The sequence below is a fragment of the Mesorhizobium captivum genome, assembly GCF_033977165.1.
In the GTDB taxonomy this organism is placed as follows: Bacteria; Pseudomonadota; Alphaproteobacteria; order Rhizobiales; family Rhizobiaceae; genus Mesorhizobium; species Mesorhizobium captivum.
In genome coordinates this window covers 15,293-29,458 of record NZ_JAVIJB010000039.1, presented here as the reverse complement: position 1 = coordinate 29,458, position 14,166 = coordinate 15,293, and the positions used below count along the sequence as shown (strand labels likewise).

13 protein-coding genes are annotated in these 14,166 nt (G+C 64.4%); 1 reads left to right on the top strand and 12 read right to left on the bottom strand.

All coding sequences use genetic code 11. From position 1 onward, the window contains the following. Positions 1-120: 120 nt before the first annotated feature. From lpdA to mdh, 10 genes are all read right to left on the bottom strand, one after another. Positions 121-1,527: a dihydrolipoyl dehydrogenase gene (lpdA, locus tag RFM40_RS26360; RefSeq protein WP_320278574.1), complete on the bottom strand. Its 1,407-nt coding sequence runs from the start codon at positions 1,525-1,527 to the stop codon at positions 121-123. Between the two features lie 33 nt (positions 1,528-1,560). Continuing rightward, complete coding sequence (locus RFM40_RS26355) at positions 1,561-2,316, bottom strand: SDR family oxidoreductase (RefSeq protein WP_320273212.1); 756 nt, start codon at positions 2,314-2,316, stop codon at positions 1,561-1,563. Then, positions 2,313-2,825: a hypothetical protein gene (locus tag RFM40_RS26350; RefSeq protein WP_320273211.1), complete on the bottom strand. Its 513-nt coding sequence runs from the start codon at positions 2,823-2,825 to the stop codon at positions 2,313-2,315. The genes RFM40_RS26355 and RFM40_RS26350 overlap by 4 nt, the downstream gene beginning before the upstream one ends. Positions 2,826-2,859: 34 nt before the next feature. Continuing rightward, entirely contained in the window at positions 2,860-4,146 is a 1,287-nt protein-coding gene (odhB, locus tag RFM40_RS26345) for a 2-oxoglutarate dehydrogenase complex dihydrolipoyllysine-residue succinyltransferase (RefSeq protein WP_320273210.1), read from the bottom strand. 66 nt (positions 4,147-4,212) lie between these two features. Next, positions 4,213-7,200 carry a 2-oxoglutarate dehydrogenase E1 component gene (locus tag RFM40_RS26340; RefSeq protein WP_320278573.1) on the bottom strand — a complete coding sequence of 996 codons (2,988 nt, stop codon included), beginning with the start codon at positions 7,198-7,200 and terminating at the stop codon, positions 4,213-4,215. A gap of 132 nt (positions 7,201-7,332) precedes the next feature. Then, entirely contained in the window at positions 7,333-8,235 is a 903-nt protein-coding gene (sucD, locus tag RFM40_RS26335; protein ID WP_320278572.1) for a succinate--CoA ligase subunit alpha, read from the bottom strand. Positions 8,236-8,247: 12 nt separating this feature from the next. Next, positions 8,248-8,745 carry a DUF1579 family protein gene (locus RFM40_RS26330; RefSeq protein ID WP_320278571.1) on the bottom strand — a complete coding sequence of 166 codons (498 nt, stop codon included), beginning with the start codon at positions 8,743-8,745 and terminating at the stop codon, positions 8,248-8,250. Between the two features lie 3 nt (positions 8,746-8,748). Continuing rightward, a complete protein-coding gene (locus RFM40_RS26325) occupies positions 8,749-9,120 on the bottom strand; it encodes a cupin domain-containing protein (RefSeq protein ID WP_320278570.1) in 372 nt (123 codons plus the stop codon). 4 nt (positions 9,121-9,124) lie between these two features. Continuing rightward, complete coding sequence (gene sucC, locus RFM40_RS26320; RefSeq protein ID WP_320278569.1) at positions 9,125-10,318, bottom strand: ADP-forming succinate--CoA ligase subunit beta; 1,194 nt, start codon at positions 10,316-10,318, stop codon at positions 9,125-9,127. Between the two features lie 25 nt (positions 10,319-10,343). Further along, complete coding sequence (gene mdh / locus RFM40_RS26315; RefSeq protein ID WP_320223629.1) at positions 10,344-11,312, bottom strand: malate dehydrogenase; 969 nt, start codon at positions 11,310-11,312, stop codon at positions 10,344-10,346. A 231-nt stretch (positions 11,313-11,543) separates the two neighbouring features. Between mdh and RFM40_RS26310 the strand changes: the two genes are divergently transcribed. After that, on the top strand, positions 11,544-12,008 hold the full coding sequence (locus tag RFM40_RS26310) for a GNAT family N-acetyltransferase (protein WP_320278568.1): 465 nt from the start codon (positions 11,544-11,546) through the stop codon (positions 12,006-12,008). A gap of 52 nt (positions 12,009-12,060) precedes the next feature. Here the strand turns inward: RFM40_RS26310 and zapE are convergent, their stop codons facing one another. After that, complete coding sequence (gene zapE, locus RFM40_RS26305) at positions 12,061-13,263, bottom strand: cell division protein ZapE (RefSeq protein WP_320278567.1); 1,203 nt, start codon at positions 13,261-13,263, stop codon at positions 12,061-12,063. 255 nt (positions 13,264-13,518) lie between these two features. Continuing rightward, positions 13,519-14,058, bottom strand: coding sequence for a protease inhibitor Inh/omp19 family protein (locus RFM40_RS26300; RefSeq protein WP_320229420.1), 540 nt, complete (start codon positions 14,056-14,058; stop codon positions 13,519-13,521). Between the last annotated feature and the right edge of the window lie 108 nt (positions 14,059-14,166).

Sequence of the window (14,166 nt, the reverse complement as noted above, 5' to 3'; positions counted from 1 at the left end):
GTGAAATGGTGAAACGCTCTAGAGCAATTGCAGGAAAAGTGTGTAACGGTTTTCCGTCCGGAATTGCGTAGAAACAAACAGTTAGAGCAGTTCGGCGTTTCCGTGAAACGGTGAACTGCTCTAGATGTGGATCGGCTTGAAGAATGTTGCCAGTGCCGCTTCCTTGACCGCTTCCGACATCGTCGGGTGCGCGTGGCAGGTGCGGGCTAGGTCTTCCGAGGAACCACCGAACTCCATCAGCACCGCCGCTTCATGGATCATCTCGCCGGCGCCGAAGCCGACGATATGGACGCCGAGCACGCGGTCGCTTGCCTTGTCGGCCAGGATTTTCACGAAGCCGTCGGTGTGCAGCATGGCGCGCGCGCGGCCATTGGCGCTGAACGGGAACTTGCCGACCTTGTAGTCGATGCCGGCCTTCTTCAGCTCCTCTTCGGTCTTGCCGACGGAGGCGATTTCCGGGGTGGTGTAGACGACGCTCGGGATGACGTCGTAATTCACATGGCCGGCCTGGCCGGCGATCGTTTCGGCCACCGCCACGCCCTCGTCCTCGGCCTTGTGCGCCAGCATCGGCCCGGCGATGACGTCGCCGATGGCATAGATGCCGGGCACGCTTGTCCTGAGATGGCCGTCGGTCTTGACCCGACCGCGCTCGTCCATTTCGACGCCCGCTTCCTTCAGCCCCAGGCTGTCGGCATAGGGGCGGCGGCCGGTGGCGACCAGCACGACGTCGGCCTCGATCGTTTCCGCGTCACCGCCCTTCACCGGCTCGAACTTGATGCTGGCGCCCTTCTTGCTCTTGGCGACGCCGGTGACCTTGGCGCCGAGCTTGAACTCGAAACCCTGCTTGGCCAGGAGCCGCTGGAACTGCTTCGAGACCTCGCCGTCCATGCCGCCGAGGATGGTGTCGAGGAACTCGACGACCGTGACCTTGGCGCCGAGCCGCGCCCACACCGAGCCCAATTCCAGCCCGATGACGCCGCCGCCGACCACAATGAGATGGCCAGGCACCTTGGCCAGCGACAGCGCGCCGGTGGAGGACACGATCACCTTCTCGTCGAAGTCGACCTTGACGCCCGGAATGCCGGCGACGTCGGAACCGGTGGCAATGACGATGTTCTTGGTCTCGATCTCCTCGACCTTGCCGTCCTCGCCGGTCACCGACACCTTGCCGGCGGAAACCACCTTGCCAGTGCCGCGGAAGGAATCGATCTTGTTCTTCTTGAACAGGAAGGCGACACCGCTGACGTTGGAGGCCACGGTTGCGTCCTTGTGCGCCAGCATCTTCTTCAGGTTGAGCTTCGGCGCACCGACCTCGACCCCCAGCATGTCGAAGGCATGGCCTGCTTCCGCGAACATCTCGGAGGCGTGGAGCAGCGCTTTCGACGGGATGCAGCCGATGTTGAGGCAGGTGCCGCCAAAGGTCGGGCTCTTCTCGATCACCGCCGTCTTCAGGCCGAGCTGCGCCGCCTTGATGGCGCAGACATAGCCGCCCGGTCCCGATCCGATGATTACGACGTCATAAGCCATGAGACTGTCCTTATTATCCGGTTTATCCGGCCTTCAGCGGCCGCCGCTCACATTCAGGATCGCGCCCGTTATATAGGAGGCCGCGTCCGACAAAAGATAGAGAACCGCGCTCGCGACCTCATCGGCCGTGCCCGCCCGCTTCATCGGCAGCATGTCCTGCATCCGAGCCACGCGGTCCGGCTGGCCGCCGGAAGCATGGATCTCGGTCTCGGTGATGCCGGGGCTGACCGCATTGACGCGAATGCCTTCCAGCACCACCTCGCGCGCCAGCCCGATCGTCAGCGTGTCGATCGCGCCCTTGGAGGCGGCGTAGTCGACATATTCGCCGGGCGAGCCGAGCCTGGCGGCCGCCGAGGACAGGTTGACGATGGCGCCGCCCTTGCCGCCATGCCGGGTCGACATGCGCTTCACCGCCTCGCGCGCGCAAAGGAAGGAGCCGACGACGTTGATGCGCATCATGCGCTCGACCCGCTCGGCGCTCATCTCGTCGACACGCGCCTTGACGTCGACGATGCCGGCATTGTTGACGAAGGCATCGAGCCGGCCGAAGGCCTTGTCCACTGCCCCGAACATCGCCATGACTTCCGTTTCGCTGCCGACATCGCCCTTGATCGCGAAGGCCTCGCCGCTGGCGGCTTCGAGCTCGGCGACCAATGCATCGGCAGCAAACCGGTTGGAGACATAGTTGACCGCCACGCGATAACCGGCCTGGACGGCCTGCCGGCAGATAGCCGCACCGATGCCGCGGCTGCCGCCGGTGACCAGCAGCGTCTTCTTGTCAGCACTCATTCCTGGCAGCCTTTCAGGGAAAAAATGTCCCACGGCACTTTGGAGAAGCCGGCGGGACCGTAAGCGGCCGACATCTCGAGCGACGGCCCGAGATCGGGAAAGATCAGGCTCTTCGGCGCATTGGCGCCCTCGGCCGGCAGCAGGCCGACGGTACCCTTCTCATCGGCGCTGTAGATCACGCCTTCCCAGACCGTGCAGGCGGCAAGCTCCTCGCCGGTGACGTCGCCGGTCGGGCATCTGTACATAAGCGAGCCGTGCGGGCGCGAGGCGGAGCCCTCGGTCCACATCGCGATGCCATCGAGCACGGTGTTGTTGTCGAGGATCATGCGGAATGTGTTGGTGATCGTCGCCGAGGGGCCGGTTGGACTGAAGTCGATCTCGGCGCCGCTCCGCGCCTCGCCATAGACGGCGAGCTGGATCGGGCAGGCGGCCTGGGCTGTGGCTGCCACGTGAGCCACACCGGCCGCAAGCACGACCGGTTTCGCGGCAGCGAGCAGACGGGCCTTCATTCGCCGCTCCGGCCGCGAACCGCCATAGATCACCTTACAGATCGAGCACCAGCCGCTCGGGATCCTCCAGACTTTCCTTGACGCGCACGAGGAAGGTCACCGCTTCCTTGCCGTCGACGATGCGGTGGTCGTAGCTGAGCGCCAGATACATCATCGGGCGGATGACGATCTGGCCGCCGACCACCATCGGCCGCTCCTGGATCTTGTGCATGCCGAGGATGCCGGACTGGGGGGCGTTGAGGATCGGCGTCGACATCAGCGAGCCGTAGACGCCGCCGTTGGAGATCGTGAAGGTGCCTCCTTGCATATCCGCGACCGACAGCTTGCCGTCGCGCGCGGCGAGACCCAGCCGGCCGATCTCCTTCTCGATCTCGGCGATGGACATCTGGTCGGCGTCGCGCACCACCGGAACCACCAAGCCCTTGTCGGTGCCGACGGCGACGCCGACATGAGCAAAATTCTTGTAGATGATGTCGGTGCCGTCGATCTCGGCATTGACCGCCGGGATCTCCTTCAGCGCGTGCGTCACCGCCTTGGTGAAGAAGCCCATGAAGCCAAGCTTCACGCCGTGCTTCTTCTCGAACACATCCTTGTATTTGGCCCTCAGCGCCATCACCGCGCTCATGTCCACCTCGTTGAAGGTGGTGAGCATGGCGGCGGTCGACTGCGCCTCCTTGAGGCGGCGCGCGATCGTCTGCCTGAGCTTGGTCATGCGTACGCGCTCCTCGCGCGAGGCATCGTCGGCCGTCGACGGCGCGCGGGCGGCGGCGGGAGCGGGCGCGGGAGCCGCCTTCGGCGTCTCGGCCGGCTGCGAGGGCGCGCCCTTGGCGATAGCGTCGAGCACGTCGCCCTTGAGCACCTGGCCACGCTTGCCCGAGCCCGGCAGGTGGTCGACCGCAAGATTGTGCTCGGCGATCAGCTTGGCCGCGGCCGGCGCCGGCGGCATGGTGCGCGGCTCGATCGGACCGCCGCCGCCGGCAACCTTGGCGGTTTCCGCCGCGGCCTGCTTGGTCGTGGACGCGGCATCCGGGCTCGAGGCCTGCGCCACCGCGTGCGGCTTGGTCGCCGGCGCGGCCGCTTCGCCACCCGCCGCAATCGAGCCGAGCAGCGCGCCGACATTGACCGTCTCGCCTTCCTTGACGGTGATTTCGGAGAGCGTTCCGGCGCCGGCGGCAGGCACCTCCACCGTCACCTTGTCGGTTTCGAGCTCGACCAGGGGCTCATCGGCGGCAATCGCGTCGCCGACCTTCTTGAACCACTTGCCGACAGTCGCCTCGGTGACGGATTCGCCCAGAGTGGGGACGCGGATTTCGGTAGCCATTGTGCCTGTCCGTTCTCTTCTCTTCTTGAGGTCTGTTTCGTCCGGCCTGCTTGTTCGCCCCGGGGCCTATTCGCCCAGCGCGTCGTCGAGCAAGGCGGCGAGCTGGCTGAGATGCTTCGACATCAATCCGGTCGCCGGCGAGGCCGAGGCCGGCCGGCCGGTGTAGCGCACCCGCTGATGCTTGGCGTCGATATGCGCCAGCACCCATTCGAGATAGGGGTCGATGAACGACCAGGCGCCCATGTTCTTGGGCTCCTCCTGGCACCACACCATCTCGGCATTGCGGAAACGCGACAGCTCGGTGATCAGCGCCTTGGCCGGGAACGGATAGAGCTGTTCGACGCGCAGCAGGTAGATGTCGTTGATGCCGCGCTTCTCGCGCTCCTCGTAGAGGTCGTAATAGACCTTGCCCGAGCACAGCACGACGCGTCGGATCTTGGAATCCTTCACCAGCTTGATCGGCTGGTTGGCCAGGAGCTGCGCGTCGTCCCACAACAGCCGGTGGAACGAGCTCTCGCCCGCCATTTCCGACAGCGTCGACACCGCACGCTTGTGGCGCAACAGCGACTTCGGCGTCATCAGGATCAGCGGCTTGCGGAAGTCGCGCTTCAGTTGCCGGCGCAGGATGTGGAAATAGTTGGCCGGCGTGGTGACGTTCGCCACCTGCATGTTGTCCTCGGCGCAGAGCTGCAGGAAGCGCTCCAGGCGCGCCGACGAGTGCTCCGGCCCTTGGCCCTCATAGCCATGCGGCAGCAGGCAGACGAGGCCCGACATTCTCAGCCACTTGCGCTCGCCCGACGAGATGAACTGGTCGAACACCACCTGGGCGCCATTGGCGAAATCGCCGAACTGCGCTTCCCAGAGCGTCAGCGCCTTGGGCTCGGCCAGGCTGTAGCCATACTCGAAGCCGAGCACCGCCTCTTCCGAGAGCATCGAGTTGATGACCTCGTAGCCGGCCTGCGCCGCCGACAGATTGTTGAGCGGGATGTAGCGGTTCTCGTCGCGCTGGTCGTAGAGCACCGAATGGCGCTGCGAGAAGGTGCCGCGCTCCGAATCCTGGCCGGAGAGCCGGATCGGATTGCCGTCGAGCAGGATCGCGCCGAAGGCCAGCGCCTCGGCGGTCGACCAGTCGATGCCTTCGCCGGATTCGATCGCCTGGCGGCGGTTCTCGAGGAAGCGCAGGATCGTCTTGTGCGCCTCGAAATCCTTCGGCACCTCGGTCAGCTTCTTGCCGATTTCCTTGAGCGTGCGGACCGGCACCGCGGTCTTGCCGCGGCGCTGTTCGTCCTGGTTGTCGGCGGTGCGCAGGCCCGACCACGCGCCGTCCAGCCAGTCGGCCTTGTTGGGCTTGTAGGACTGGCCGACTTCCCACTCGCTCTCCAGATGCGTGCGCCAGTCGGCCCGCATCTTGTCGACCTCGGCCTGGGTGATATGGCCTTCGGCGATCAGCCGGTCGGCATAGACCTGCACCACCGTCTTATGGCTGCGGATGCTGCGGTACATGATGGGCTGCGTGAAGGCCGGCTCGTCGCCCTCATTGTGGCCGAAGCGGCGATAGCAGAACATGTCCACCACCACCGGCTTGTGGAACTTCATGCGGAACTCGGTCGCAACCTTGGCGGCGTGCACCACCGCTTCCGGATCGTCGCCGTTGACGTGGAAGATCGGCGCCTCGATCATCTTGGCCACATCTGACGGATAGGGCGAGGAGCGCGAGAAGCGCGGATTGGTGGTGAAGCCGATCTGGTTGTTGATGATGACATGCAGCGTGCCGGCGACGCGATGCCCGCGCAGGCCGGAGAGCCCGAGGATCTCGGCGATCACGCCCTGGCCGGCAAACGCCGCATCGCCATGGAGCAGCAGCGGCATCACCTTGGCGCGCTCCGACAGCGGCACGACCTCGCCGCGCTCGCGGCCGGCGAGCTGATCCTGCTTGGCGCGCGCCTTGCCCATCACGACAGGATCGACGATTTCCAGGTGCGAGGGGTTGGCGGTCAGCGACAGATGCACCTTGTTGCCGTCGAACTCGCGGTCCGACGAGGCGCCGAGATGATACTTCACGTCGCCCGAGCCTTCGACCTCGTCGGGCGCGGCCGAGCCGCCTTTGAACTCGTGGAAGATGGCGCGATGCGGCTTGGCCATCACCTGGGAAAGCACGTTGAGGCGGCCGCGATGCGCCATGCCGAGCACGATCTCCTTTAGGCCAAGCTGGCCGCCGCGCTTGAGGATCTGCTCCAGCGCCGGGATCAGCGACTCGCCGCCGTCGAGGCCGAAGCGCTTGGTGCCCTTGTACTTGACGTCGATATACTGCTCGAAGCCTTCGGCCTCGATCAGCTTCGACAGAATCGCCTTCTTGCCGGTGGCGGTGAAAGTGATCTCCTTATCGGCGCCTTCGATGCGCGCCTGGATCCAGGCCTTCTCCTCCGGATCGGAGATGTGCATGAACTCGACGCCGAGCGTCGAGCAATAGGTGCGGGTGAGGATATCCAGCATCTGCCGGATGGTGCCAAATTCGAGGCCCAGCACATTGTCGAGGAAGATCGGCCGGTCGTAGTCGGCTTCGGTGAAGCCGTAATTTTCCGGCGACAGCTCGTTATAGTCCTCGAGCGGATTGGCAATGCCGAGCGGATCGAGATTGGCGTGCAAATGGCCGCGCATGCGGTAGGCGCGGATCATCATGATGGCGCGCACGGAATCGCGCGTCGCCTGGTGCACGTCGGCGTCGGAAAGCGCCGCGCCGTTGACGACCGCCTTCTCCTTGACCTTCTTTTCGATCGCCTTCTCGATCAGGCCCCAATTGCCGTCGAGCGCCGAGACCAGCTCGCCATTGGCCTGCATCGGCCAGGAGGGCTTCGCCCAGGAGGCGCCGGTGGCGTTCTTGCGCACATCGCCCGCGTCGTCCTTCAGCGCCGCGAAGAAATCCTGCCATTCCGGATCGACGGAGGCCGGATCATCCTCATAGGCGGCATAGAGCGCGTCGATATAGTCGGCATTGCCGCCATAGAGGAATGAGGTGAGCGAGAATTGGTCGTTGGCCTGATCTTGTCTTGCCATTTTCGTCTGCGGAGCCCGGCTCCGTCTCCTTCTTGGAGCGAATAGTGAGTAGCGAATAGCGAGTAGGGAATTTCCCTGGAGTCGCGTCGTTACTCTGTTTTCCCTATTCGCTATTCGCTACTCACTATTCGCTTAACCCTTGATCGCCTCTACCAGGGTCGTACCCAGTCGGGCCGGCGACGGCGAAACCTTTATCCCGGCAGATTCCATCGCCGCGATCTTGTCTTCCGCGCCGCCCTTGCCGCCGGAGATCACCGCGCCCGCATGGCCCATGGTGCGGCCAGCCGGCGCCGTGCGCCCGGCGATGAAACCCGCCATCGGCTTCTTGCGGCCGCGCTTGGCCTCGTCCTTCAAGAACTGCGCGGCATCTTCCTCGGCCGAGCCGCCGATCTCGCCGATCATGATGATCGACTTGGTCTCGTCGTCGGCGAGGAACATCTCCAGCACGTCGATGAACTCGGTGCCCTTAACCGGATCGCCGCCGATGCCGACCGCGGTGGTCTGGCCGAGTCCGACATTGGAGGTCTGGAAGACCGCCTCATAGGTAAGTGTTCCCGAGCGGGAAACAACGCCGACCGAGCCCTTGCGGAAGATGTTGCCGGGCATGATGCCGATCTTGCATTCGTCGGGCGTCAGCACGCCCGGGCAGTTCGGGCCGATCAGCCGCGAGGAGGAACGGTCTAGCCGCGCCTTGACCTTGACCATGTCCATCACCGGGATGCCTTCGGTGATGCAGACGATGAGCGGGATCTCGGCCTCGATCGCCTCGATGATCGCTTCGCCCGCGCCCGCCGGCGGCACATAGATCACGGACGCGTTGGCGCCGGTCCTCTCCTTGCCCTCGGCGACGGTGGCGAAGATCGGCAGGGTCTCGCCCTTGGCGCCGGTCCAGGTCTCGCCGCCCTTCTTCGGGTGGATGCCGCCAACCATCTTTGTGCCGTGATAGGCCAGCGCCTGCTCGGTATGGAACGTGCCGGTCTTGCCGGTCAGACCCTGGACCAGCACCTTGGTGTTCTTGTCGACGAGAATGGACATCGCGGCCCTTTTCTAAAAACCGTTGATCGTGGAAGGCGAAACGCGTCGGTAGACGCCGCTCACCATGTCTTGCCAGGCATCGCTGCCGGCGGGCTTGAACTGAAGTTTCATGCGGTAGGTATCGGTGCCGTCAAAGCTGTAAATCACGCAGGCTGCGCCGCGCGGTGACGACCTTTCCAGCACCAGCTCGTTGCCGCTCCATGTGCCCGTGGCCGGCGAGACCGGCACGAAGCCCATCGAGTCGAACTGATGCATGGTGCAGACGCGGTTCTGCTGGTCGAAGCCGAACACATTGTGCGCGCCGAACGAGATCGTGCCGTCGCTGCGCTGGCGATAGCGCTGCACCACGAACAGTCCGCCGAACTGCGCCTCCGCCAGCAGTTCCGAAGTCGCCGTGCCGGCATCGGTCCATTGCGTGGCGGCGACGTCTTCCTCGCCCCGCCACGCGCCGACCAGTGCCTGCAGGTGCTGGTGGTCGGCCGAAAGGGAGGAGAAAGGCGCCGCGTTCATGGCTCAGAGCCGCTTGAGGTCGGTGACGGTGAGGTCGCTCTTGGCATTGCCGGTGTTCAAGGTCGTCGCCGGCTCGAACATCAGCACCACCGGTTCCGGGGTCAGCGAGCGCGGCCGGTGCTCGACGCCGCGCGGCACGACGATGAAATCGCCCTCGCTGAGCTCGACCGGCCCATCGCGGAAGTCGATCGCGATCCTGCCGCGCAGCACGAGGAACGCTTCGTCCTCATGGTCATGCGCATGCCAGTCGAACACCTCGCCGAACTTGGCGACTTTGGCCTGGCTGTCGTTGACGTCGCCGGCGATGTGCGGATCGAAGACCTTGGCGATCTTCGCGTCCGCCGCTTCGACCAGGTTTATCTTGCGCGGAGGCATCCGCTCAGCCCTTCACCGCCTTGACGATCTTCTTGGCCGCGTCGTCGAGGTCGTCTGCCGACACCACGTTGAGGCCGCTGTCGTTGATGATCTTCTTGCCGAGCTCGGCGTTGGTGCCCTCAAGGCGCACCACCAGCGGCACTTTCAGCCCGACTTCCTTGACCGCGGCGATCACGCCCTCGGCAATGACGTCGCACTTCATGATACCGCCGAAGATGTTGATCAATATGCCTTCGACCGCCGGATCCTTGGTAATGATCTTGAACGCTGCCGTCACTTTCTCCTTGGAAGCGCCGCCGCCGACGTCGAGGAAGTTAGCCGGCTCAGCGCCGTAGAGCTTGATGATGTCCATCGTCGCCATGGCCAGCCCTGCGCCGTTCACCATGCAGCCGATATTGCCGTCGAGCGCGACATAGGCGAGGTCGTATTTCGACGCCTCGATCTCCTTCTCGTCCTCTTCGGTGGTGTCGCGCAGCTCCATCACGTCCGGATGGCGGAAGAGCGCGTTGTTGTCGAACGACACCTTTGCGTCGAGCACGCGCAGCCGGCCGTTCTTCATGACGATCAGCGGGTTGACCTCGAGCAGGCTCATGTCCTTCTCGACGAAGGCCTTGTAGAGGACCGGGAACAGCGTGCCGCCGTCCTTGGCCGCATCGCCGTCGAGCTTCAGCGCGGCGTTGAGCTTCTTCACGTCGTCCGCCGTCACGCCCTTTTCCGGGTCGATGGCGACGGTGAGGATCTTTTCCGGCGTGTCATGCGCGACCGCCTCGATGTCCATGCCGCCCTCGGTCGAGACGACGAAAGCGATGCGGCCGACCGAACGGTCGACCAGGATCGACAGATAGAGCTCGCGCTCGATGTCGGCGCCGTCCTCGATATAGAGGCGGTTGACCTGCTTGCCGGCAGGTCCCGTCTGCTTGGTGACCAGCGTGTGGCCAAGCATCTCGTTGGCGTTGGCGACCACTTCGGCCGCCGACTTCGCCAGCCGCACGCCGCCCTTGGCGTCGGCGGGCAGTTCCTTGAACTTGCCCTTGCCGCGGCCGCCGGCATGGATCTGGCTCTTCACAACATAGAGCGGGCCGGGCAGTGCCTTGGCGGCGGCTTCCGCCTCGCTCGCCTTGAACACCGGAACGCCGCTTGCTACCGGCGCGCCGAACGACTTCAGCAACGCCTTGGCCTGATATTCATGGATGTTCATGCGCTTGATCTCCGGGGAGGACGATTTACTTGCCGGCGAGTTGCGGGGCGATCTTGGTGCAGGCCTCGGTCAGGCCCTGCACGGCCGCCACCGAATTGTCGAACATCTTCTGCTCGGCCTTGGCGAGTTCGATCTCGATGACGCGCTCGACGCCTCCGGCGCCGATCACCACTGGAACGCCGACATAAGTATTTTTCACCCCATACTGGCCGGAGAGGTGCGCGGCGCAGGGCAGCACGCGCTTCTTGTCCTTGAGGTAGGATTCGGCCATGGCGATTGCGGACGCCGCCGGCGCGTAATAGGCCGAGCCGGTCTTCAAGAGGCCGACGATCTCGGCGCCGCCGTCGCGGGTGCGCTGCACGATCTGGTCGAGCTTCTCCTTCGAGGTCCAGCCCATCTTGACGAGGTCGGGCAGCGGGATGCCCGACACGGTCGAATAGCGGATCATCGGCACCATGCTATCACCGTGGCCGCCGAGCACGAAGGCGGTGACGTCCTCGACCGAGACCTTGAACTCTTCCGCCAGGAAGTAGCGGAAGCGGGCGCTGTCGAGCACACCGGCCATACCGACGACATGGCTGGTCGGCAGGCCGGAGAACTTCTGCAGCGCCCACACCATGGCGTCGAGCGGGTTGGTGATGCAGATGACGAAAGCCTTCGGCGCATATTTCTTCAGGCCCGCGCCGACCTGTTCCATGACCTTGAGGTTGATGCCCAAGAGGTCGTCGCGGCTCATGCCCGGCTTGCGCGGCACGCCCGCGGTGACGATGCACACATCCGCGCCTTCGATGCCGGCATAGTCGTTGACGCCGGTCAGCCTGGCGTCGAACCCGTCGACCGGCGAGGACTGGGCGATGTCCAAGCCCTTGCCCTGCGGAATGCCCTCGGCGATATCGAACAGCACCACGTCGCCTAGATCCTTGAGGCCGATCATATGGGCGAGCGTGCCGCCGATCATGCCCGAGCCGATGAGCGCTATCTTGTTGCGTGCCATGTCAGGATGTTTTCCCTTTGTCTGTGACGGTGCCCAAATCTTTGCAGAATAGACGACGGGGCCGGGGAGGCCGAAAGGATGCGGGAACCCGCGAGATTTCGCCGCACCCAATAGCTCCGGCGTAGGAGAAATTCAAACGATTATTTTGGGCCTAGTGTTTTCAATCGGTTAGATAGATTGGGAATTACGTAAACGTCAAAATTCGTGAGCCGACTGAGGAGAATTTACACAATGAACGTCGAAATCAGAAGGCTCAATCCGGGCGATGACGCCCTTGTGATGCAAGTCGCCGACGAAGTGTTCGACGAGCCGGTCCGGCCCGACCGCCACGCCGCCTATCTCGCCTCGCCAGGCCATTTCATGATCGTGGCGGTTGTCGACCAAATTGTGGTCGGCCAATGCGCCGCCGTCATCCACCGCCACCCCGACAAGGTGATTGAGCTCTACATCGACGAGGTCGGCGTGGCGCCGCCCTTCCAGCGGCAAGGCATCGCCCGGAAAATGCTCGACGCCATGTTCGAGATCGGCCGCGAGGAGGGCTGCGACGAGGCTTGGGTCGGCACCGAGCCCGACAACGGACCGGCGCGGGCGCTTTATGAGACGCGGAGGGAGCCGCATGGTAAGGCGGAAGATTTCGTGATGTATGTCTATCGGCTTTCGAGATTGGACGAAGCGCCTACGTCTTCGTCATCCTAGGGTCTGCGCTCCGCTTCGCGTCGCTCCGCCCTAGGATGACGAAGCGCGATGGCTACCCCTGCGCCTGCCTTGCCTCCGCCGGCGCCGCCTCCACCTCGCGCCGTTCCGCCCAGCCTTCCAGCCAGTCGCGGCTTTGCATCTCGACCAGCCGCGAGGCGGTGCGTTCGAATTCGAATACTTCCGTGCCACGCTTGGCGGTGTAGAGCCCTTCGGGCGGCGCCTCGGCGCTCATGACCAGCCGCATGCGGTGATCGTAGAGCGTGTCGATCAAGAGGATGAAGCGCTTGGCCTCGTTGCGCTTGCCTTCGCCGAGCACCGGCACATGGTCGATGAAGATGGTCGAGAAGCGGTCGGCGATCGCCAGGTAGTCGCGCGCGCCATGCGGCTTTTCGCAAAGGTCGGCGAAGGAAAAGCGGGCGGCATCGCCGGCGGCGCGTGGCACGATGAGCTGGCGCCCTTTCAGCGTCAGTGTCACCGCCTCGGTTGGCCTGCCATGCGCCATCGCCTTCCAGGCCTCGTCGAGCGCGCGGTCGGCCGCCTCGTCGGCCGGCGTAATATAGACCGGCAGGCGGTTGAGCTTCTCCTGCCGGTAGTCCTTTTCGGTGTCGAGCGTCAGCACCTCGGCATTGCGCTCGAGCAGGCCGATGAAAGGCAGGAAGAGCTGCCGGTTCAGCCCGTCGCGATAAAGATCCTGCGGGGCGACATTGGAGGTGGCGACCAGCACCACACCGTTGGCAAACAGTGCCGAGAACAGGCGTGACAGGATCATCGCATCGGCGATGTCGGTGACCGAAAACTCGTCGAAGCACAGCACCCAGGCTTGCTCGGCCAGCGCCAGCGCCACGGGTGGGATCGGATCGTCTTCCTTGACATCGCCGTTCTTGCGCGCCGCCCGGTGTTTCTGGATGCGGTCCTGCACATCGGCCATGAAATCGTTGAAATGGACGCGGCGCTTGCGCCTGACCGGCAGCAGCTCGAAGAACATGTCCATCAGCATCGTCTTGCCGCGCCCGACGCCGCCATGGATGTAGAGACCCTTGAGCGCCTCGCGCGGCTGCCTGCTGCGCGCAAACAGCCAGCCCAGCGCGCTGGATTTCTGCGCCAGCCTTTTTGCGGAGATCTCGTCGGTCAGCCGGTCGAGCGCGGCAACGACGCGCTCCTGCGCCGTGTCGCGTCCGACCGCGCCGGTCTCGACCAGATGGTCGTAGCGCTGCCTGACGGTCACATGGGTCTGGAGGCCGTCACGCAGATGCATAGGTCACGTCGTTTGCTCTGAGCAAAATGCTCCAGGAAGAGTTAGGGTGTGTTGAGATTCAGGTCAGGCCGAGCCGAAGATGGCGGCTTTCGAGAACCGGAGCGGAGCGTACTTGAAGTACGTGAGCACCGGCCTACGCCGACCATAGCCTTAACTGCCACAATCACCTCATGAGTGCTTCGGCCGGCGAAGGCCGGAAGCGGAGAAAGCGCCGTTCGCAGGCCGGCATCACCTGAATATCAGCATGCCCTAGCCTTACCTTGTAAGCGAGATCGGTTGCCCGTTGGAAGTCTGGCCATCGAACTTTTCGCCGCCGGACGAATAGAGCCTGGCCAGCGCGCCGCCGTTTTCGTCATAGAGCGTCAGCTGCTTGCCGGCGACGTTCCACGACTTGATGCCGTCGACCGGAGCCGGGCAGTGCAGTGGCCCGGCGCGATAGCCGGCGCCGAACTTGGTCTGCGGCGTCGCCACCTTGCAGCTCTGGCCGGAAACATTGACGTTCCAGACACCGGCGACGCTGGCCGCGGTCAGGTCCGCGGCGCCCGCGGGCGCCGCGCCATTCGGCGGCAGCGAGGCGACCTGGCTGTTCGCCGGCGCCGTCGGGAACTGCGACGGATCGGTGGCGCCAGGGGCGGCCGGTGGTGGCAGCTGGTTCTGCGTCACCGTGCCGGATGGCGCCGGCGTGAGCGGCGCCGGCTGCTGGTCGTCCATCGACGAGAACCGCGAGGTCGAGCAGCCGCTCGCAACGAGCGCGGCCAGCGATACGGCCAAAAGGCCATTCTTCGAAAAAGTCATTCCAACCTCCGTCGGATCCGGTGGGGGGCGCCGTCCGCGTAAACACATGCTTCACCAAGATGGCGAAGGTGGCAGAATTTCAACCCGATATGGTTAAAATAGGGTTTT